The organism is Pseudomonas sp. P116 (assembly GCF_020149425.1).
GTDB lineage: Bacteria > Pseudomonadota > Gammaproteobacteria > Pseudomonadales > Pseudomonadaceae > Aquipseudomonas > Aquipseudomonas anatoliensis.
The window spans coordinates 522,120-544,268 of sequence record NZ_JACVHB010000004.1 but is presented as its reverse complement, the minus strand read 5'-3'; the positions used below and the strand labels follow the sequence as shown (position 1 = coordinate 544,268).

Sequence of the window (22,149 nt, the reverse complement as noted above, 5' to 3'; positions counted from 1 at the left end):
TCATAATCCTCGAATTCAAAAAGCATATATCGCATTAAGTCAGGTGGATCGAGTCGAGTTCATCGCCAGCAGGCTGGCTCCCACAGGGGAATGCATTTCAAATGTGGGAGCCAGCCTGCTGGCGATGGCGGCATGCCTGGCACGCCACTCAAAATCACACCAAGTGCAACGCCGTGAGCAGCATGTCGATCGCCTTGATCCCCACAAACGGCACCAAAATCCCGCCAACGCCATAAATCAGCAGATTGCGTCGCAGCAACGCCGCCGCACTCGCCGCTTGCACGCGTACACCGCGCAGAGCCAGCGGAATCAGCACTACGATGATCAACGCGTTGAACACAATGGCCGACAGAATCGCGCTCTGCGGACTGCTCAGGTGCATGATGTTCAGCACGCCCAGTTGCGGGTAGATCGAGGCGAACAGCGCCGGCAGAATCGCGAAGTATTTGGCGATGTCGTTGGCGATGGAAAAGGTCGTCAGCGCACCACGGGTCACCAGCAATTCCTTGCCGATCTGCACCACGTCCAGCAGTTTGGTCGGATCGCTGTCGAGGTCGACCATGTTCGCCGCTTCGCGTGCGGCTTGCGTGCCGTCGTTCATCGCCATGCCGACGTCCGCCTGCGCCAGCGCCGGGGCATCGTTGGCGCCGTCGCCGCACATCGCGACCAGACGACCGTCGTTCTGCTCAAGACGAATACGCGCCAGTTTCTTCTCCGGTGTGGCTTCGGCGAGGACGTCATCGACGCCCGCTTCAGCCGCAATCGCAGCAGCGGTCAGCGGGTTGTCACCGGTGACCATCACCGTGCGAATCCCCAGTTTGCGCAGCTCGGCAAAACGCTCGCGGATACCCGGCTTGACCACGTCCTTGAGGTGGATCGCGCCGAGCAATTTACCGTCGACACAGACCAGCAACGGCGTGCCGCCGCTCTGGGCGATTTTGTCGATTTCCCGCGACAGGGCCGGGGCCAGATCGGCGCGTTGCTGACCTATGAAGCTCAGCAGCGAATCCACCGCGCCCTTGCGGTAAACACGGCCCTGATAGTCGACACCGGACAAGCGGGTTTCAGCGCTGAACGGCACAACAGTCAAGGTTTCCGGCGAAGGCTCAGGTTGCGGGTGCAGGCCGCGCAGGTACTCGACGATGGATTTGCCTTCGGCAGTTTCGTCACCCAGTGAGGCAAACAACGCGCCCTCGGCCAAGTCCCGGCCCGTCACACCCGGCGCGGCATACACCGCGCTGCACCGACGGTTGCCGAAGGTGATGGTGCCGGTCTTGTCGAGCAGCAGCACATGCACATCGCCCGCCGCTTCCACCGCGCGACCGGATTTGGCAATCACGTTCAGGCGCACCAGACGATCCATCCCGGCGATACCGATCGCCGACAGCAGGCCGCCGATGGTGGTCGGAATAAGCGTCACCAACAGCGCCACCAAAAACACCAGCGGCAGGCTGCCGTTGGCGAAGTGGGCGAAGGGTTGCAGGGTCACCACCACCAGCAGAAAGATCAGCGTCAGACCGATCAGCAGGATATCCAGCGCGACTTCGTTCGGGGTCTTCTGGCGCTTGGCGCCTTCGACCAAGGCGATCATGCGGTCGAGGGTCGATTCACCGGGATTGGCGGTGATCTGCACCAGCAACCAGTCAGACACCAGTCGGGTGTTGCCGGTGACGGCCGAGCGGTCGCCACCAGACTCACGAATGACCGGCGCCGATTCACCGGTAATCGCCGCTTCGTTGACCGCCGCGATGCCTTCGATGACTTCGCCGTCACCCGGGATCATCTCCCCCGCTTCGACGCGAACCACATCGCCCTTGCGCAGACTGGTCGCCGGCACAACCTGGAAGCTGCCGTTCGCCTGTTTACGTCGAGCGCTGAGGCCTTCGCTGCCAGCCTTGAGGCTATCGGCGCGGGCCTTGCCGCGACCTTCGGCCAAGGCTTCGGCGAAGTTGGCGAACAGCACGGTGAACCAAAGCCACAGGGCGATTTGCGCGGCGACGAACGTCGGCACATCAGCGTCGGGAATGAAGCACAACACGGTGGTGAAAATCGCGGTCAGTTCGACCACCAGCATCACTGGCGAACGCTTTAGTTGCCGAGGGTCGAGCTTGACGAAGGCTTGCACCAGCGCCGGACGCCACAGGGCCGAGATTGCGGTTTTCGCTTGTTCCGGTGCTTTGGCGGCAGCGGGTTTGATTGCGGGCATATTCATCATTGACTCCTTAGAAGCCCAGGCTCAGATGTTCAGCGATCGGACCCAACGCCAGCGTCGGCAAAAAGGTCAGGCCGCCCACCAGCAAAATGGTCACGGTCAACAGGGTCACGAACAGCGGGCCATGGGTCGGGAAGCTGTTCTGGCCGATCGGTGCGGTTTTCTTCATTGCCAGGCTGCCGGCCAAGGCCAGAACCGGAAGGATGTAGCCGAAGCGACCGATCAACATGCCCAGGCCGAGCATCAGGTTGTGGAACGGCGTGTTCGCGCTCAAACCTGCGAATGCCGAACCGTTGTTCGCACTGGCCGAGGTGTAGGCGTAGAGCAACTGGCTGAAACCGTGCGGGCCGGGGTTGCTGATGGTTGCCGCAGGGCCTGGCAAGGTGGCGGCAATCGCACCGAGTACCAGCACGCCGACCGGCATCACCAGCAGCGTGACCACGAGCAATTGCACTTCTCGCGCCTGGAGTTTTTTACCGAGGTATTCCGGCGTCCGACCAATCATCAGACCGGCGAGGAACACCGCGATCAACACGTTGAGCAACATGCCGTAAAGCCCGGCACCGACGCCGCCGAAAATCACTTCGCCGACCATCATGTTGACCAGCGCAACCATGCCGCTCAGCGGATTGAGGCTGTCGTGCATGCCGTTGACCGAGCCGTTCGACGCCGCCGTGGTGGTCACCGACCACAGCACAGTGGCGGTGGTGCCGAAGCGCGCTTCCTTGCCTTCCAGCGGTGCGATCTGTTCGACGGCAGCGTTGTTCAGAGTCGGATTCGGCTGGTACTCAGCCCACAGCGAAGTCGCGCCGCCGATCAGGAACAGCGCCAGCATGCAGGCGATGATCGCGCGGCTCTGACGCAGGTCCTTCACGTAATGGCCGAACGTGAACACCAGCGCCGCCGGGATCAGGATGATCGAGGCGACTTCAAACAGGTTGCTCCACGCGGTCGGGTTCTCGAACGGATGCGCCGAGTTGACGCCGAAGAAGCCACCACCGTTGGTGCCCAGTTGCTTGATCGCAATCTGGCTCGCCGCCGGGCCCAGCGGGATCACTTGATCAACGCCCTGCAGGGTCACCGCATTCACATACTGCGCGAAGGTTTGCGGCACGCCCTGCCAGACCAGATACAGCGCCAGCAGCAGGCACAGCGGCAACAAGCCGTAGAGGGTAGCGCGGGTCATGTCGACCCAGAAGTTGCCCAGTGTCTTGCTCGACTTGCGGCCGATGCCACGGCACAGCGCGACCAACACGGCGAGGCCGGTGGCGGCGCTGACGAAGTTCTGCACGGTGAGGCCGACCATCTGACTCAGGTAGCTGAGCGTCGCTTCACCACTGTAGGACTGCCAGTTGGTGTTGGTCATGAAACTGACCGCAGTGTTGAACGCCTGAGTCCATTCCTGGCCCGGCAGGTTCTGCGGGTTCAGCGGCAAGTGATCCTGAAACAGCAGAATCGTGAACAACAGCAGGAAACCGGCAAGGTTGAAAGCCAGCAGCGCCAGCGTGTATTTCTGCCAGCTCTGTTCATCCTGCGGATTGACCCCGGCCACGCGAAAACAGCCGCGCTCGACCGGGCCGAGAATCGGCGTCAACCAGGTGCGCTGGCCTTCCATCACTTTGTAGTAGAAGCGCCCGAGAAACGGCGCCGGCAGCAAGACCAACGCGAAGAACGCGAGGATCAGCCAATAGTCATAACTGTGCATAGCCGCTCCTAGTTCCGATCCGCGCGCAACAGCGCAACCAACAGATAAATGAACAGCCCCACTGCCAATAGCAGTGACACCCCGTCCAGAACGCTCATGGAAGATCTCCGTGTTACGGCGTATTGCCGCGTGTGGAGTGATTGTCGGGAAGGAGGCTGTAAAGGAACGAGAGCGAGGGGTGTGGCGGGGCATAAAGAAAGCGTAAAGAGTGGGTTTATGCGGGCTTTACAGCCGATTTTTGCGTTGTCCGGACTGGCCTCATCGCGGGCAAGCCCGCTCCCACAGGTTCAGCGTCAGGTCGCAGTTGTGTGCTCGACGCAGATCCCTGTGGGAGCGGGCTTGCCCGCGATGGCGGCATTACAGACTCCACCGCACCCGACTGGCGCACAAAAATGCCAACATCCACCGCCGAACATCCCCGATACGACAAATTCAAGCCCATTACGACCCGCCAATACAAAATGGCACGCCCACTGCACACGCCCTCCCCCGAGCTTTCCAACCGTTCAGGGAGCAAACGCATGAACACACAACTCAAACCCACGCTAGGCACGCTGCACCTGTGGGGTATCGCCGTGGGGCTGGTGATTTCCGGGGAATACTTCGGCTGGAGTTACGGCTGGGGCGTGGCCGGGACGCTGGGTTTTCTGGTGACTTCGTTCATGGTCGCGACCATGTACACCTGCTTTATCTTCAGCTTCACCGAACTCACTACCGCGATTCCCCACGCTGGCGGGCCGTTTGCCTACAGCCGTCGAGCATTCGGTGAAAAAGGCGGATTGATCGCCGGGCTGGCGACGCTGATCGAGTTCGTCTTCGCACCGCCGGCGATTGCTCTGGCCATCGGCGCCTATCTGAATGTGCAATTTCCGGCACTTGATCCGAAACACGCGGCAGTCGGCGCGTACATCGTCTTTATGGGATTGAACATCCTTGGGGTGAAACTGGCGGCGACCTTCGAGCTGATCGTCTGCGTGCTGGCCGTTGCTGAATTGCTGGTTTTCATGGGCGTCGTCGCACCAGCGTTCAGCTTCAGCAACTTCGCCCTCAATGGCTGGGCCGGCTCGGACGTTTTCGGCGCGCCAGCGATTGCCGGGATGTTCGCCGCGATTCCGTTCGCTATCTGGTTCTTCCTCGCCATCGAAGGCGCAGCCATGGCCGCCGAAGAAGCCAAGGATCCGAAACGCACGATCCCCAAGGCTTACATCAGCGGCATTCTGACTCTGGTGCTGCTGGCAATGGGCGTGATGTTCTTCGCTGGCGGAGTAGGTGACTGGCGCACCCTGTCGAACATCAACGATCCACTGCCGCAAGCGATGAAAACCGTGGTCGGCGACAATTCCGGCTGGCTGCACATGCTGGTATGGATCGGCCTGTTCGGTCTGGTGGCGAGCTTCCACGGGATCATTCTTGGCTACTCGCGCCAGTTCTTCGCCCTCGCCCGCGCCGGCTACCTGCCCGCCTCGCTGGCAAAACTGTCGCGCTTCCAGACGCCGCATCGGGCGATCATCGCCGGCGGAATTATCGGCATCGCCGCGATCTACAGCGACGGCCTGATCAACCTCGGCGGCATGACCCTCACTGCCGCGATGATCACCATGGCGGTGTTCGGCGCGATCGTGATGTACATCATGAGCATGCTCAGCCTGTTCAAACTGCGTAAATCCGAACCGAACCTTGAGCGCACCTTTCGCGCGCCGTGCTATCCGTTGATTCCGATGATTGCATTGGTATTGGCGGTGGTGTGTCTGGTGGCGATGGCGTGGTTCAACACACTGATCGGGCTGATTTTCCTCGGCTTCATGGCGGTCGGTTTCGGCTACTTCCTGCTCACCGGCCAACTGCGTGCCAACGCCCCGGCCGACGCAATGCTTACCGGTCAATGAGGGATTGATCGGGTGCGCCGGGCATAACGGGCCTAGAATGGAACCACTGCGAGTTCACTTCGCTCAAAAGTTGTATGCAGCGGTTCACGGCGAAATCCTCGCCCACCGATCTGCCTTTAAGGAGAGCCGTTATGCCTTGGTATGCCTGGTTGATTCTGGTCGTTGCAATCGGCTCGATCGTGGGCGGGTTGATGATGTTGCGAGACACCGCCAACAAGGTCGAACTGACCGATGAAGAACGCAAGCGTGTCGCTCAACGCAATGCCGAAGCGGACGCGAAAGAAGCGCAAGACCGTTGAAACCAACCCCGCCTAACTGGCGGGGTTTGTTTTTCAGATCCGTATCCGCCCTTCTGTGTGTTTTTTAGAAGTAGAAGTACAGTCACCATTTAATTTTCCATGGTTAATATGGGGGTATTGTTGCGGAGAGATCCAAATGCGTTACTCGCAGGACCATAAAGCCCAGACACATCGACGGATAATCAAGGAAGCCTCAGCACGATTCCGCAAGGATGGAATCGGTGCGACAGGCCTGCAGCCGCTGATGAAAGCGCTGGGGCTGACCCACGGCGGTTTTTACTCGCACTTTCGATCGAAGGACGAGTTGGTCGAAAAGGCATTGCAAGAAGCAAGCGACCAGGTTGATGGGCTATGCGCTGAAATCTTTGCCCAGGAACATCCGCTGCAACTGTTTATAGACACTTACCTGTCCGAATGGCATCAGACGTCTCCACAGGAAGGCTGCCCTCTCCCGACCATCTCTGCAGAACTGGGATTGCGCGGACAACCCAGTCCAACCAGTGACGCCGTGCTTAACGCACGACTGGATCAGATCGAAAACACCCTCGAAGGTGACAATCGCGCCGACCGGGCCATCGTCATCATGTCGACCCTGGTTGGCGCGCTACTGCTGTCACGCAGTGTCGCGGATACCGAGTTTGCTCAACGCATCCTCGACGTCACCAGCGAGCACCTCAAACAATCCGAAAACTAAGCCTGCCAACGCTTGAACAACACGCTGGCATTCACACCGCCAAAACCGAACCCGTTGGATAACGCATATTCGATCGGCATCGGCCGGGCCTGACCATGGACGATGTCCACGCCTTCACTGGCAGGATCCGGATTGTCAAAATTGAGCGTCGGCGGCACCACCTGATCGCGAATCGCCAATAACGTGAAGATCGCCTCAAGTCCGCCCGCAGCACCCAGCAAGTGACCGGTGGCGGATTTGGTCGAGGTCACGGCAATTTTGTTCTGCACACCGAACAACGCCTTGATGGCCGCCAGTTCGCCGAGGTCGCCAACCGGCGTGGACGTCGCGTGCGCATTCAGATGCTGGACCTGATCCGGCGTGATGCCGCCCTGAGCCAGGGCCAGCGCCATTGCCCGCCGTGCACCACTGCCGTCTTCCGGCCCAGCGGTCAGGTGATAGGCATCGGCCGTGGTGCCGTAACCGACCAGTTCGGCCAAGGGCTGCGCGCCACGAGCCAAGGCATGTTCAAGGGACTCGATCACCAACAGGCCGGCGCCTTCACCCATGACAAAGCCATCACGCCCACTGTCGAATGGACGTGAGGCGCGCTCCGGGGTGTCGTTATAGCCGCTGGACAGCGCTCGTGCCGCGGCGAAACCCGCAAGACTGACGCGATCGATCGACGCTTCCGCGCCGCCGCACACGGCGATATCGGCTTCACCGGATCGAATCAATCGCGCCGCATCACCAATCGCCTGAACACCGGCGGCGCAAGCAGTTACTGGCGCCCCCAACGGTCCTTTGAGGTGATGCTGAATGGATACGTGCCCGGCTGCGAGATTGACCAGAAACGACGGAATGGTGAATGGCGACAAACGACGCGGGCCACGGCTATCAGTCGTACGCACCGCGTCAGCGATGGCACCGAATCCGCCGACACCGGACCCGATGATTGTCGCTGTGCGTTCTTGATCCGTCGCATCGGCTGGATGCCATCCCGCCTGCTCCAACGCCTGCCGCGCCGCTTCCATGGCAAACATGATAAAGCGGTCCATCTTCTTCTGTTCTTTCGGCGCGGTGGCGCGATCCGGGTCGAAACCGGCCTCGGCGTCCTCTTCCAGAGTCGGCACTCTGCCGCCAACACTCGTTGGCAAGTCAGCGACCACTGCTTCAGGCAAATTGCGCAACCCCGAACGCCCCTGCAGCAAACGTTGCCAAACAACCTCAACACCGCTGCCCAAGGGTGAAACCAGGCCCATGCCCGTGACGACTATTCGACGCTGATCCATACCGCATGTACCTCTAACTGATTCAGAAAAACTTACTTGTAACGGCTGGCAGCCGAACTGCGGGACAGGTTCGGCGCCATCACCATCCGCGCAGCCACAAAGGCTTGCCACTCACCCGCATCCGGAAGGGACGGGATGGTAATGAGCTCGCCCTGATCCAGACCTGCCAGCGCGGCATCGACCATCTCGCCAGCGTCCATGACCATTTCGGCCGGTATGCCGCTGGCGTCGATTCCGGAACGCTCCCAGATTTCAGTGCGGGTAACGCCGGGCAGCACCGCCTGGACTTTTACACCGGTGCCGTCGAGTTCGGCGTTAAGCGATTGAGTCGGGCTCAGCACATAGGCTTTGCTGGCGCTGTAAGTGGCGTTGAAACGCTCTGGAAACAGGGCCACAACCGAGGCAATGTTGATGATCGTGCCGCGACCAGCCTTGGCAAAACTCGCCGCAGCGGCCGATGCCAGCCGGGTGACCGTGGTGACGTTGAGCTGGATCAGACGCTCAAGATTGTCTAAATCTGCATTGGCCAACAGACCATCAGCCGCAACGCCGGCGTTGTTGACCAGCAGGCTGATGCTGGAATCACTGCGCAGACGCTGCTCAAGTTTGAGCACATCATCTTTTTGCGTCAGGTCCGCCTTGAGCACTTCGACCTGAATGCCATGGGCATCCCGCAACCTGCTTGCGGCACTGTCCAGACGCTCTTGGTCACGGGCCACTAACAACAAGTCAAAACCGCGCGATGCCAACCGCTCTGCGTAAATCGCACCGATACCAGACGATGCACCAGTGACGAGAGCTGTACCTTGAGACGCAACAGAATTCATGACAGGACTCCTGGAATACTTGGGGGATCGCCCTCTGGATCTCGGTGATACAGAGCGCGCGGTAATTATTATAGGCATAATCCTAGCGCAATATGATAGCCGTAATTTTTAACTGGCAGACGAGCGTGCTTCTGGTTTCCTCAGGCAAACGCGCTACCTGAAAAACAAAAAGGCCGGTCAATGACCGGCCCCTTGGCGTTGAACAATCAGCTTAGTTCACTTCCAGCTTGTCGCGATTGCGATCCAGGATCGCTTTTCCAATACCCTTCACTTCCAGCAACTCGTCCACCGATGCGAACGGCCCATTTGTTTCACGATATGCAACAATCGCTTTGGCTTTGGCCTCTCCTACACCGGACAGTTCTTTTTGCAGCGTTGCCGAGTCGGCGTCGTTGAGATTGATTTTTGCGCTTTGTGAAGACGGCGCAACGTCAATGACGATTGGCGCCTTCACTGGCTCCGGTGGCGACAGAGGCGCAGCAATCGCGGCTATCGAGGCACTTGTAAGCAGGGCAAACATCAAGGAGTAAAAGTAACCGGTACGCATAGGTGACGCTCCATCATCATTTGAGAAAGCAGCTTTTCCGAAGCTGCTCTTCAAAAGTAGGCCATGACGGGCGCAAGTCAAAAATGCGTGCGTTACAGGATGTGAAACAATCAGGGCTCGAGGCGGCGTTGCTGGTAGATCCAGTCGACAATTTCGCCATCGGGGGTGTAGCCGCTGACGGTTTCGCGCAGGAGTTGGCGGACGCGGGTGTAGTCGTCTTTTTCTACAGCGATGAGCAACTCATCTAACTTGGCCTTCAATACCTCCCAAGGGAGGTGGTCTTCATTGGCTGTCATGATCATCGGGTGCGATGTTGCTGCGACGTTATCGCCGATCAGCAGCTCCTCATAGAGCTTTTCTCCCGGTCGCAAGCCGGTGAACTCGATGGAAATATCACCTTGCGGGTTGCGGTCGGAGCGAATGCTCAAGCCGGACAGATGGATCATCTTCTCTGCCAACTCGACAATTCGCACCGGTTCGCCCATATCCAGAACAAACACATCGCCACCCTGCCCCATTGAGCCTGCCTGAATGACCAACTGCGCGGCTTCCGGGATTGTCATGAAGTAGCGGGTGATTTTCGGGTGGGTGACTGTCAGTGGACCACCGGATTTGATCTGACTGTGGAACAGTGGAATGACCGAACCTGACGAGCCCAGTACGTTACCAAAGCGGACCATGGTGAAGCGGGTCTTGTTGACCCGAGACACATTGGCGCTGTCACCAAACAGCACTGGAGCGACTTCACGACTCAGCGCCTGGAGAGTCATCTCCGCCAGACGTTTGGTACTCCCCATGACGTTGGTCGGACGAACCGCCTTATCAGTTGAAATCAGAACAAAGTTCGATACGCCAGACTGCAAAGCCGCTTGAGCCGTGTTAAGCGTTCCGATTGCGTTATTCAGGACGCCTTCAGCAATATTATGCTCGACCATCGGTACATGTTTATAAGCGGCTGCGTGGTAAACGGTGTCCACCTGCCAGGCTTTCATCACATCCAGTAACTTTTCCTGATGCCGGATAGAACCGAGAATCGGTAGCAGACGGATAGGCGCCGACTCTCGCGTACTTCGCTGCTCCAACTCTGAGAGAATGCTATATAGATTGAATTCGCTATGGTCGAACAGTAGAAGCTCAGTTGGCCCCAGCGAAAAAATCTGTCGGCACAGCTCCGAGCCGATCGAACCGCCGGCGCCAGTAACCATGACTGTCTTGCCCTTGATGCAGCGCTCCAGCAATTCCGGCTGCGCTGGAACGGCGTCGCGCCCCAGCAAATCGGCGATATCAACTTCCTGAATATCCTCAACCTTAACTCTGCCGCTGGCCAAGTCGGTGAAGTTGGGAACACTGCGTATGTGGAGCGGATAAGCTTCAAGAAAATTGAGGATTTCCCTGCGTCGTGCTCGAGTTGACGAGGGCAGCGCCAGGAGTATCTCCTGCGCGCCCGTGACATCGATCATCTGCTGAATATGCTTGGGTTTGTAGACCTGGAGACCAGAAATGGATCGATCAGCAATATTGGTATCGTCGTCGATAAACGCCACAGGCCGCATGACCCTGCCCATCCGTAATGCAGCAACCAATTGGTTGCCCGCAACGCCTGCACCGTAGATGGCGACCTTGGTCAGGCCATCATCGCGATTGGTGAACGGCACGTGCTGGGCAGCCGTGAACCAGTCCCCCATGAAATATTGACGCATGCACAGGCGCAGGCCACCGATGATGACGAGGCTCAGCCACCAGTAATTGAAGATAATAGAACGAGGTACTACGGCTTCATGGTTGCTGTACCAGTAAACAACTACAGCAAGAATCAGCGATGAAAGACTAACGGCTTTGATGATTGCAATAAGAGCGTCATTGCCAAAATAACGCATTACGGCACGATACATGCCGAAGCGAATAAAAAGGGGAATAGCGATCACCGGAGCGCAAGCGAACAGCCAAAAATGTATTTTTAGCGGGTTGTACATGTCGTCTATTCCCAGACGAACGATAAACGCCAGCCACAAAGCGATCCAGACCAGGAAAACATCGGTAGCGACCTGAATCAGACGCTTGCGCCGTCGGGGCAGATTCACCAGATAAGTCCTGACTTTGTCCATAAATACCTCGCTCACCTCAAACTTCTCCTTTCCGCGGCTGCATTACCGGTCGAGCTCCGGACAGCATACCGCATTGACCTGAAGAATCTGAACGGCTCGAATCTGAAACTTTCTCGGTCAAGGGGAGTTTGATAGCCGATGAGAAGTCAACGAATGCACACCTTCTCCAATCCGTGAGGCGCATGAGCCGCGTTACCGTAGAGTCGGACCAACGCGGAGGAGAAGTGTTTCACTGAAACGACGAACGCACCCGAAAACGTTAACTGCTCCCGGCGTGTACATCTGTTTTGGCACGCCACTGCCTGATGCGGCTTATGCCGTGTAATACCCGGACAAACACGATAAGCTAACAAGCCTAGCTGTGATATCAAAGCTTTACTCGCCACCATGGAAAGAGCGTAAGACCTGTGCCAAATGACTCCTGCTCCCCTGCCGCCGCTACGAGTAAGCCAGCGATAGAAATTGAATGCGTGGCGATTCTTCTGTGCACCTACAATGGCGGTAGCTTTCTCAAGGATCAGCTGGACTCGATCGCTGCTCAAAGTCACGAGCGCTGGGTCGTATACGCATCCGACGACGGCTCGACGGATGACACCCTCGAAACCCTGCAGCGCTACCGTGAAGCCTGGGGTCAGGATCGCTTGATTATCCTGCAAGGGCCAGGACGCGGTTTTTCAAACAATTTTCTGTCCGTGCTGGGTCATGCGTGCGGTCGTCAAAAATATTACGCCTTCTGCGATCAGGACGATTACTGGCATCCCACGAAACTGCAACGAGCAGTGGCATGGCTGAAATGCCAGCCCGTCGACACGCCCGCGCTTTATTGCGGACGCACTCGAATTGTCACTGAGACAGGTGAGTTCGCCGGACTGTCTCCTTTGTTTTGCAAACCTCCGAGCTTCGAAAACGCGTTGATGCAGAATCTGGCTGGCGGCAACACGATGCTGATTAATCAGGCAGCCTGTTCTCTACTGAACATGACTCCGCCGGCCGCACCATTGGTATGTCATGACTGGTGGACCTATTTGTTGATCACCGGCTCTGACGGCAACGTCCATTACGATCCGACCCCCACGCTGGATTATCGTCAACATTCGCAAAACGTCATCGGCGCCAACACCTCGGTCAAAAGTCGCCTACTTCGAGTCAAGCGGATGTTCCAGGGTTCAATGAAAGAATGGAACGATGCCAACATCGCCGCCTTGACGCTTCTTTCCGCGCATTTGAGCGAACGCAATGTGGAGACGTTCAAGCAATTTGAGCGCGGCCGCAATGCCGCACTTTTCAGCAGAATCAAAATGATGATTTCCAGCCGCTTTTATCGTCAGACTTTCATAGGCAATGTAGGCCTGGCTTTAGCGATCTTAATTAACAAAATGTAATCAGTAGATTGATTCACCCTCGCAGGAGTAACACTACCTGCTGATCGAAAGAGCCCTGATCATTGATTGGAACGCTCTGATCGAGCTCGACACCAATCAATTGCGCATACACCAGACATCATGGTCACGTGCCTGATCTCAGGAAGCTGCTGGCAAAACTTCAACCACGCCTTTGCGAGGGCCGCTCGACTGATACCGGCCACTCATTAGCCACCATCGGGCTCAGGCCATCCACGCATGGGACAGCCTTTGGAAAGCCCAGCAAAATCTCTGTCCTTTCCGCTTGCCAAGCTCTGAAACACTTCAGTTGAGCAACGACCGCTAGCCCTGAAACGCCATGTCCTGTTAATCTTGAGCGGCTATGCTCTGGGAATATTTCCCCAAATAAAGTTAGCTCCAGCCACGACCTACAGGTGGCGGCTGCCTCCCAAAGCGGCTAAAGGCTTTTAAGCATCAGGTATATTGAAGAGACAACTCAAAAATGTCGTATCTGTCACCCTCCAAACCGCCATATTCGATGTTTATCCAAGCGGCGGGATGCATAATGCGTGGTCCGACACTCGCTTCGATGAGTCGTCAAGCCGGTCAAATCACTAAAACAGCAACCACCCCTTCCTGTATTCACCCCGGCGGGCACTCACTTGTCGAGGTTGTCGGTTAATGCGTATCTTCCCAGCTACACCGGTTGAAATGGTGGCAAGCCTGTGGCGCCATCGAGCGCTAATTCACGCCTCAGCCAAACGCGAGGTATTAGGCCGGTATCGCGGCTCAATGCTCGGTTTGCTGTGGTCATTCTTCAATCCACTACTCATGCTTCTTGTATACACGTTTGTATTTAGCGTCGTATTCAAGGCTCGCTGGGGCACCGGCGGAGAGGGTTCAAAAATTGAGTTCGCCCTGGTGTTGTTTGCCGGACTGATCGTCTTCAATTTATTCGCCGAATGTGTAAACCGGGCACCATCACTGATCCTGTCCAATGCGAACTACGTTAAAAAAGTGGTGTATCCGCTGGAAATACTACCGTTCGTGGGGTTGCTGGCAGCGTTCTATCACGCTGCAATCAGCGTGACAGTGTGGCTTGTCGCCTATGCCCTTCTCATCGGCGCCCCTATGATCACGGCACTTTACCTGCCCTTGGTCCTGATTCCCTTCGCCCTGTTCATCATGGGCCTATGCTGGACACTGGCATCACTTGGAGTATTCCTGCGTGACGTGTCCCAACTGATCGCCGTAGTAACATCCGTCCTTATGTTTTTAAGCCCGATCTTTTATCCGGCCAGCGCCTTGCCCGACGAGTATCAACACATCCTTTATTACAATCCTCTTGTGCCCGTGATTGAGATGGTCAGGGACATTCTCTACTGGGGCAAATCGCCCGACCTGAACGCGCTGGCAATTTATACCCTGGCTGCTGCGGTTATCGCCTGGCTAGGTTTTGCTCTGTTTCAGAAGACAAGAAAGGGGTTCGCAGATGTCCTCTGAAATCGCTATCAAGATAGAAGGTCTGAGCAAGTGCTACGAGATCTACAACACGCCACGTGATCGCCTGAAGCAGTTCATTTTGCCAAAATTGCAGAGCACTTTAGGCATGCAGGCTCAGCAGTACTATCGCGAATTCTGGGCATTGAGGGATATATCCTTCGAAATCAAAAAGGGCGAGACCGTCGGTATTATCGGCCGCAACGGCGGGGGGAAATCGACGTTGCTGCAGCTTATCTGCGGCACACTCAACCCAACCGGTGGATTGATCGAGACCAACGGACGCATCGCGGCGCTGCTTGAACTCGGCTCTGGCTTCAATCCCGAGTTCACGGGCCGGGAAAACGTCTATTTGAGTTGCGCTCTGCTTGGGCTCACCAAAGAACAGACCGACGCGCGCTTTGATGATGTTGCCAGCTTCGCGGATATCGGCGATTTCATCGAACAACCGGTCAAGACATATTCAAGCGGAATGTTCGTCCGCCTCGCCTTTGCGGTGAACATCGTGTCCCAACCAGACATCATGATTGTGGATGAGGCATTAGCCGTTGGCGATATGAGTTTCCAAGCCAAATGCATGACTGCACTTCGCCGCATTCAAGATAACGGTGCAACCGTACTTTTTGTCAGCCATGACATCGGCAGCATTCGCAGTCTGTGCTCCCAGGCAGCGTATCTTGAACAAGGCAGGCTCAAGAGTTTTGGCAAGGCAAGCACTCTCACGGAAGAATATATTCGCGTCACCCGCGAAGAAATGAACAGTGAAGTGCTCAAATATTTGCCGGAAATAAAAAATCCGAAAGCCGACAAGACCGAGGTCTTGTCGACCTCCGCCAGCACTCATGGGTTTAAAGAATCCCAGGAGTTCGATCGTCGCGCCGCCGGCTTCCGATATGGCAAAGGTGGTGTACGAATTGCCTTTGCGGAATTGATAGACGCCTCTGGCGAGCCTGTGGTCGCTGCTGAGTTCAACCAGAAAGTAACCATCAGAATCTATATTGAAGCTGAAGAGCAGACGGAATGCTCAGTCAACTACTACATCCAGGACGACAAGAAGATTCAGATTCTTGGTGCTGGATTCAGAACGGCTGGACTACCGCTTCTGGAATGCGTGGCGGGCGGGCGGTACATTGTTTCCTACACTACCCTACTGCCTTTGCAAGAAGGCAATTACAGCATTCAGATTCAAATTTCAAAACCGGTGGTTTTAGAGCAAAGTGCCGAGTTTCTCGATGTCATTGATGACGCGATCGTTTTCAATGTGCAGAGACGCGCCGCGGGGCGTATCTGGGCCAAGGCGTATGTGGAAAACACTATCGAGGTGCAGAATCTATGAGCACGTCCACACTGAACGTTACAAGGCGCTTACAGCTGTCAAATGCTGGCACAGGGTGCGCCGCTGAACCGGGTACTCCTGTGCATCCAGGCCGCCAATCCTCGCGCATCCTGCTCGTTGTAACTGCATCATGATTCCGGTTACCCGAACGCACCTGCCAGAACTGGATGTCTATACCGCGTACCTCAAGGGTATGTGGGAATCCGGGGTGCTGACAAACAATGGTCCGCTGGTGAAGCAACTCGGCGCAGAGCTCTCCAGTGCGCTCGGCGTAACCCACCTGCAACTCGTTACCAACGGCACGCTGGCACTACAACTGGCTATCAAGGCCCTTGGATTGCAAGGCGAGATCATCACCACGCCCTACAGCTACGTAGCTACGACAAACTCTATTCTTTGGGAGGGCTGCACGCCGAGATTTGTCGACGTGGACGCTGAATCCTTCTGCATTGACCCCTACTTGATCGAGGCTGCAATCACAGAAAAGACATCCGCTATTTTGGCAACGCATGTATATGGCTACCCATGCGATGTCGACAGAATTCAGGAAATCGCGGACCGTCATGACCTGAAGGTCATCTACGATGCCGCGCACGCGTACGGTGTGCGCCTGCACGGGCAATCAGTGTTAAATCACGGTGACTGCAGCACCCTGAGCTTCCATGCTACAAAGCTCTTTCATACGGGTGAAGGCGGTGCAATCGTATTTCGCGATAAGGAAGTAGCCGACGGGGCGTTCCTGATGAGCAAGTTCGGTCATTTGGGCGAGGATGACTACATTGATCTGGGCATCAATGCAAAGATGTCCGAATTACATGCAGCCATGGGGCTTAGCATGCTACCGCATGTCAGCTCGATCATCGAGGCGCGTCGCCAATGCTCGGCTTGGTACGATGAATTTCTGGCAGGTACTCGACTACAACGGCCACAAGTTGTCAGTGGGCTTGATTACAACTATGCGTACTACCCTGTCGTTTTCGAAACTCATCAAATAGCAATGGCAGTACGAGAAGCCCTGAACGAACGCGGCGTATTTCCACGTCGTTACTTCCACCCTTCTCTCAACACCCTGCCATTTCTGGATGATGCTACCCGTAGCCTGTGTCCCACCTCGGAATCACTGGCGAGCCGCGTCCTGTCGCTGCCACTTTATACTGCGCTCTCTCAGAAAGAAATCTCGATGATTTCTACTTGCATCAAGAATGTGCTTGAGTCCTGAGGTGGAACATTTGAAGCTGGCGATCATGCAACCTTACCTGTTCCCGTATCTTGGCTACTTTCAGCTGATGCGAGCAGTTGATGCATTTGTTGTTTACGACGACGTCAACTTCATCAAAGGTGGCTGGATCAACCGCAATTACATTCTCTCCAATGGTGACAAGCAGCTGATCACACTGCCGCTGCAGGGTGCCAGCCCAAACAAAATGATCAATCAGGTCGACATTGGTACTCAGCACAAGATCTTGCAGAGCATTCGGCAGAATTACAACAAGGCGCCCTATTTCGAGTGTGTCTTCCCCATGCTCGAAAAAATCCTCAGATACAACCACCGCAATCTGGCGGAGTTTCTTGATCACCAACTAAGAGTTCTATGCGGCTATCTCAACCTAAGCCCGGAGTGGCATATCTCCTCCGCACTCAAAAAAAATATCGAACTGCGTAGCCAAGACAAAGTAATCGCCATCTGCCGCGAGCTTGGAGCTACACACTACATCAATACGGCTGGAGGTAAGGCGCTTTATGATGCGCAATCCTTCGCCTCACATGGCTTGAAGCTTTCCTTCATTCAGTCACGCCCCATCAGCTATTCACAGTTCGGCAAAGAATTTCTGCCCAATTTGTCCATCGTCGATGTGATGATGTTCAATGACCGAGAGCAATGCGCTCAATTGCTTCAGGAGTACGACCTTGTCTGATGAACGTACGGCCAAATTTCGCCGCAACGAGTTGCTGGAAAATTTCCTCGCGGAGTTGAACAAGGATTTGCAGCCGTCTGAACAAGCCTTGTTGAAGCAACAGGGCAGCTTGGACGCCGACCACCCAGTGATATTCGTGATGGGCCCTCTTCGGAGTGGAACCACGTTATTTATGCAATGGCTCGCAAACACTGGCTTGGTTGCGTACCCGACCAATCTGCTGTCGCGCTTCTATCAGGCACCTGTGATCGGCGCCAAAATTCAACTTTTGTTAACCGATCCGCGGTTTGACTTCCGGGGCGAGTTGTCCGAGTTCGCACAGCAGACTCAGTATCGCTCCGAGAACGGCAAGACTGAGGGCGCTCTGGCCCCTAACGAATTCTGGTATTTCTGGCGCCGCTTTCTCGCTGAACCTTCACGCGATGTGTGGAGCGACCCAGAGTTGAAGCAGAACATGGATACCCAGACCATGCTAAGCGAGCTTCGAGGGATGATGGATGTTTTCCAGAAGCCATTTGCAGCCAAGGGAATGTTGTTCAACTACAACATTCCCTTCCTTGACTCAGTCTTTAATAAGGTACTCTTCGTTCATATCGTCAGAGACGAAGTGACGAATGCCGAGTCCGTGTTGGAAGCGCGCAGACGGCAACTGGGCGATGAAAAAGCCTGGTATTCGTTCGACATCCCGGAAAAAGAGCAACTGATGCACCTCAGCCCATCTGAGCAAGCGCTAGGCCAGGTTCGCGCCATCAATCAAGCCGTTGAGACTGGTCTGAAACACGTTGCCGAGTCTCGGAAGATGGTCGTCCAATACGAAGACTTCTGCGCTTCGCCTGCGAAGTATTTTGAAGCGTTGTCGAGAAAGCTGGGAATGACTGACGCGCCATACACCGGCACTGCAGCATTTGAAGTAACGAGAAAACGGTGAGCTCAACTCACAACGAGATCGCACGTGTGTTTTCAGGATTGCATGTTCAGCACCAAGGCGCTTTAAAACACACCTAAAACAATGGTAATGGTCATGTTGCAAGCCCCTACAGTCTCCGTCATTTTGACCTCTTTTAATCACTCGAAATATTTGCGAGCGGCGATTGAAAGCGTTCTGAACCAGACGTACGAGAATTTCGAGCTGATTATCTGGGACGATGCGTCTCAGGATGAATCGTGGGAAATTATCAACAGTTACGCCGATGCGCGAATTAAACCCTTTCGAAACAGCAAATCGAAGCGTGGCGTCTATGGCATCAACAAGGCCATTGCTGATGTTGCGCAAGGTGAATACATCGCCATTCACCACTCCGACGATGTCTGGGAAGCCGACAAGCTTGCCAAGCAAATAGGCTTTCTGAACACCCACCCGTCAGTCGGCGCAGTATTCTCCAACGCGCGGGCAATCGACGAAGACGGGGCAATCCATCCGGATACCTCGCATTACTATTCTTCTGTGTTCGATCGAGAAAACCGTTCACGCCAGGAATGGCTGCGCTTATTCTTCGATCAAGGTAATGCGCTTTGCCATCCGAGCGTGCTTATCCGTCGGCAATGCTATGACGACTGTGGCTTGTACCGTTTGGGTCTGGCACAGCTTGCCGATTTTGATATGTGGATCAGACTCTGCCTGAAATACGAGATCCACGTCCTGCCGGAAAAACTTGTCAAGTTCCGGGTGAGAGACAACGAGGCAAATTCCAGCGGGAATCGACCAGAAACACGCGCTCGTGTACTCTTTGAGTTCAGCATGCTACTGCCGCTTTACGGTCAGATCACTGACAAAGACGATCTTCTGAAGGTGTTTCCTGAAGCCGAGGCATTCCTCAGCGAGGAAGGCACTTGCGTGCATTACGCAATGGCAAGAGCCATGCTCGAGGTCAAGACATTTGACATTGTCGTACCTTTCGCCTTGACAGATCTTTTCAAAATTCTGAATTCGCCTGACAAAAAAGTGCCAGCAGAATTCAGCGTAACTGAGTTCGTCAGACTTACTGCAGAGCTTGATCCATTGAAGATGGGTCATTTCGACCACGTTGCCAAGGTGGCAGCTGAGCACGAAGCTGAGGTTTACAAGCGTGACGAGCACTTGGCCGAGTGCGGCATCGTGATTTCAGAACGTGAATCTCAGATTAAAGAAATTTCAATTGCGTTGTCGAAGCGCGAAGCACAAGTCGCCGAACTGGACGCACTGCTGTTGGAACAGCAGGCAAAGATCACTGACCGTGACTCCCAGCTGACACATCGCGAGCAGCAAATAATCGAGCGTGATGAAATGATAGCTCAGCGTGACGCGCAGATAGTTGAGTTTAGCGCAGTGATCTCCGAGCGGGACGCGCTGATAGATGGGTTTAACGCAGTGATCTCGGAACGTGACGCGCTAATCAATGAGCGTAACGCAGTGATCTCCGAGCGGGACGCGCTGATCAATGAGCGTAACGCGGTGATCTCCGAGCGGGACGCGCTGCGTAAAGCAATGATCTCCGAGCGGGACGCGCAGATTGATGGGTTTAACGCAGTGATCTGCGAACGGGACGCGCTGATCAATGAGCGCAACGCAGTGATCTCCGAGCGGGACGCGCAGATTGATGGGTTTAACGCAGTGATCTGCGAACGGGACGCGCTGATCAATGAGCGCAACGCAGTGATCTCCGAGCGGGACGCGCAGATTGATGGGTTTAACGCAGTGATCTCGGAACGGGACGCGCTGATCAAAGAGCGTAACGCAGTGATCTGCGAACGGGACGCGCAGATAGATAGGTTTAACGCAGTGATCTCGGAACGTGACGCTCTGATCAATGAGCGTAACGCAGTGATATGGGAGCGTGACGTGCAGATCAATGAACGTAACGCAGTGATTTTGGAGCGTGACACAAGGATAGAAGCGATTTACAAATCCAAAAGTTGGTGCGCCACGAAGCCACTTAGAACACTCAGCACTCTCTTCAAGAAACGTACCAAGCAAGAATCTGGAAAGGATGTTATGAAACAGCAAGCCAAGATCAGTCTGTTGTACAAACTTATAAAACTCAGCATTGCCAACCCCGGCTTTTTCGTGCGTAACCTCAACATGGCAAACGTACGCCGGTTCTTTGCCGCCGTACCCCGACACAATGAGGAAACTGTAATAAATCTGGCCAAGGACAAAATCGAGCAAGACAAGGTGCTTGCCCGCGTTCACCAGGCCGATGAAACCTCGCACCCAGGTTTGCTCAAGGCTCAGGCACTGGAAAAGTGCTACCCGGGTATCACGCAACCAGTTGGCCTGGGAAACATTTTCCTGCTGGAAGAAAAAATCTCCGCTCCACCGTTTGTAGTTGATCCTCTGGCACCTTCGCGGGTGAATGTCCTGTTGCCGCAACTGGATCCATTGATCATGTTCGGCGGCTATATCGCTTGCCTGCAGTTCATCTCGAAAATCCAGTCCGAGGGTTTTCAGGTCAGGATTCTACTCACCGAGTCTGATCGATTTGACCGCGAAGCCGTGGATTCAAAACTTGCCTCCAATCCGGCTTTGCAGAAAGCAGTCGCCGCTGCTGAAGTTGAAGATATTACGCAAGGGACGCACGAGCTGGTGATATCTCCAGGCGACGCATTTGTCGGCTATTCCTTCTGGACGTGTATCAAAGCGCACCATTTGGCCAAGGCAATCGGAAAAGAGTTCATCTTCTTTTTGCAGGAATATGAACCAATTTTCCACCCGCACGATTCCTTGTATGCCATTGGCAGTTATGTATATCGACTACCTCACAAGGTGATTTTCAATACCGAGTTGCTCGCCGACTATTTCCGCAGTAAACAACTAGGGGTGTTCTCGCGCCACGAAGGCGAAGAGCTGGAGGATCATTACGTTGCTTTTCAGCACGCCCTGACGCCTACAACACCGCCTTCGGTTGAGCAGCTGGCGAAACGCGAGACAAAACGCTTGTTGTTTTACGGACGTCCAGAAGGCCACGCTCGTCGTAATATCTTCGAGATCGGCATCCTCGGGCTCAAAGCTGCTATCGCCAACGGCGTGTTCGATAGCGATTGGGAATTCTATGGTGTTGGTACGCTGGGTCCTGACTACGATGTTGAATTGGGTCACGGCCGCGTGATGAAACTGAGCGGAACGCTTCCGCAGAGCGATTACGGTAAAGCCTTGGGTGAATTCGATATCGGCTTGAGCCTGATGCTGGCTCCGCATCCGAGTATTCTGCCATTCGAAATGGCATCGGCTGGTCAGGTCGTCGTCACCAACACCTATGAATCTCGTACCGCCGACGTGTTACGGTCTATTTCCTCAAACATCGAACCGTGCGAGGCCGATCCGTTCTCGATCGCCGAAGCCCTGGAAACTGCAGTGGCGCGCGCCAGTGATAGCGAAGCTCGCATTCAAGGGGCATCGTTCGACTGGGTTCGTGATTGGGATGATGCGTTCAATCCTCAAGTAATCGATAAGATCTCCAGGATCTTGCGGGCTTGAGTACTGCGGTACCTGGATCAAACTCTCATCTGACGCC

Annotated in this window: 17 protein-coding genes; 10 read left to right on the top strand and 7 right to left on the bottom strand. The window is 55.4% G+C overall.

Annotated features, from left to right (window positions below):
- Positions 1-154: 154 nt before the first annotated feature.
- From kdpB to kdpF, 3 genes are read right to left on the bottom strand one after another with little or no spacing between them, the layout of a single operon-like run.
- A complete protein-coding gene (gene kdpB, locus ICA15_RS16855) occupies positions 155-2,212 on the bottom strand; it encodes a potassium-transporting ATPase subunit KdpB (RefSeq protein WP_210553969.1) in 2,058 nt (685 codons plus the stop codon).
- 10 nt (positions 2,213-2,222) lie between these two features.
- A complete protein-coding gene (gene kdpA, locus ICA15_RS16850; RefSeq protein ID WP_210553970.1) occupies positions 2,223-3,917 on the bottom strand; it encodes a potassium-transporting ATPase subunit KdpA in 1,695 nt (564 codons plus the stop codon).
- Positions 3,918-3,925: 8 nt separating this feature from the next.
- Complete coding sequence (gene kdpF, locus ICA15_RS16845) at positions 3,926-4,015, bottom strand: K(+)-transporting ATPase subunit F (protein WP_007899818.1); 90 nt, start codon at positions 4,013-4,015, stop codon at positions 3,926-3,928.
- A 423-nt stretch (positions 4,016-4,438) separates the two neighbouring features.
- Between kdpF and eat the strand changes: the two genes are divergently transcribed.
- The 3 genes from eat to ICA15_RS16830 all read left to right on the top strand — a co-directional run bounded on the left by eat (position 4,439) and on the right by ICA15_RS16830 (position 6,796).
- Positions 4,439-5,803 (top strand): ethanolamine permease, encoded by a 1,365-nt coding sequence (eat, locus tag ICA15_RS16840; protein WP_150603326.1) that lies wholly within the window; start codon positions 4,439-4,441, stop codon positions 5,801-5,803.
- A 131-nt stretch (positions 5,804-5,934) separates the two neighbouring features.
- The gene (locus tag ICA15_RS16835) at positions 5,935-6,102 is read left to right on the top strand and encodes a DUF2897 family protein (protein ID WP_100847753.1); all 168 of its coding nucleotides are present in this window, start codon (positions 5,935-5,937) and stop codon (positions 6,100-6,102) included.
- A gap of 136 nt (positions 6,103-6,238) precedes the next feature.
- Positions 6,239-6,796: a TetR/AcrR family transcriptional regulator gene (locus ICA15_RS16830; RefSeq protein ID WP_210553971.1), complete on the top strand. Its 558-nt coding sequence runs from the start codon at positions 6,239-6,241 to the stop codon at positions 6,794-6,796.
- On the opposite strand, the gene fabF is transcribed toward ICA15_RS16830, so the two are convergent.
- The 4 genes from fabF to ICA15_RS16810 form a co-directional block, all read right to left on the bottom strand.
- The gene (fabF, locus tag ICA15_RS16825; RefSeq protein ID WP_150603324.1) at positions 6,793-8,067 is read right to left on the bottom strand and encodes a beta-ketoacyl-ACP synthase II; all 1,275 of its coding nucleotides are present in this window, start codon (positions 8,065-8,067) and stop codon (positions 6,793-6,795) included. The genes ICA15_RS16830 and fabF overlap by 4 nt on opposite strands.
- Positions 8,068-8,099: 32 nt before the next feature.
- Positions 8,100-8,894: an SDR family NAD(P)-dependent oxidoreductase gene (locus ICA15_RS16820; RefSeq protein ID WP_210553972.1), complete on the bottom strand. Its 795-nt coding sequence runs from the start codon at positions 8,892-8,894 to the stop codon at positions 8,100-8,102.
- A 211-nt stretch (positions 8,895-9,105) separates the two neighbouring features.
- On the bottom strand, positions 9,106-9,441 hold the full coding sequence (locus tag ICA15_RS16815; RefSeq protein ID WP_150615956.1) for a ComEA family DNA-binding protein: 336 nt from the start codon (positions 9,439-9,441) through the stop codon (positions 9,106-9,108).
- Between the two features lie 110 nt (positions 9,442-9,551).
- Positions 9,552-11,546 (bottom strand): polysaccharide biosynthesis protein, encoded by a 1,995-nt coding sequence (locus tag ICA15_RS16810; protein WP_210554164.1) that lies wholly within the window; start codon positions 11,544-11,546, stop codon positions 9,552-9,554.
- Between the two features lie 470 nt (positions 11,547-12,016).
- On the opposite strand from ICA15_RS16810, the gene ICA15_RS16805 reads away from it, so the two are divergent.
- The 7 genes from ICA15_RS16805 (at position 12,017) to ICA15_RS16775 (ending at position 22,112) form a co-directional block, all read left to right on the top strand.
- Complete coding sequence (locus ICA15_RS16805) at positions 12,017-12,928, top strand: glycosyltransferase family 2 protein (RefSeq protein ID WP_224450888.1); 912 nt, start codon at positions 12,017-12,019, stop codon at positions 12,926-12,928.
- Between the two features lie 660 nt (positions 12,929-13,588).
- Positions 13,589-14,410: an ABC transporter permease gene (locus tag ICA15_RS16800; RefSeq protein WP_210553974.1), complete on the top strand. Its 822-nt coding sequence runs from the start codon at positions 13,589-13,591 to the stop codon at positions 14,408-14,410.
- Entirely contained in the window at positions 14,400-15,743 is a 1,344-nt protein-coding gene (locus ICA15_RS16795; protein WP_210553975.1) for an ABC transporter ATP-binding protein, read from the top strand. The genes ICA15_RS16800 and ICA15_RS16795 overlap by 11 nt, the downstream gene beginning before the upstream one ends.
- Before the next feature lie 130 nt (positions 15,744-15,873).
- Positions 15,874-16,962, top strand: coding sequence for a DegT/DnrJ/EryC1/StrS family aminotransferase (locus ICA15_RS16790; protein WP_210553976.1), 1,089 nt, complete (start codon positions 15,874-15,876; stop codon positions 16,960-16,962).
- A 10-nt stretch (positions 16,963-16,972) separates the two neighbouring features.
- On the top strand, positions 16,973-17,659 hold the full coding sequence (locus ICA15_RS16785) for a WbqC family protein (RefSeq protein WP_224450887.1): 687 nt from the start codon (positions 16,973-16,975) through the stop codon (positions 17,657-17,659).
- A complete protein-coding gene (locus ICA15_RS16780) occupies positions 17,652-18,587 on the top strand; it encodes a sulfotransferase (protein WP_210553978.1) in 936 nt (311 codons plus the stop codon). Before ICA15_RS16785 ends, ICA15_RS16780 begins: the two co-directional genes overlap by 8 nt.
- Before the next feature lie 93 nt (positions 18,588-18,680).
- The gene (locus ICA15_RS16775) at positions 18,681-22,112 is read left to right on the top strand and encodes a glycosyltransferase (RefSeq protein WP_210553979.1); all 3,432 of its coding nucleotides are present in this window, start codon (positions 18,681-18,683) and stop codon (positions 22,110-22,112) included.
- Positions 22,113-22,149: the final 37 nt, after the last annotated feature.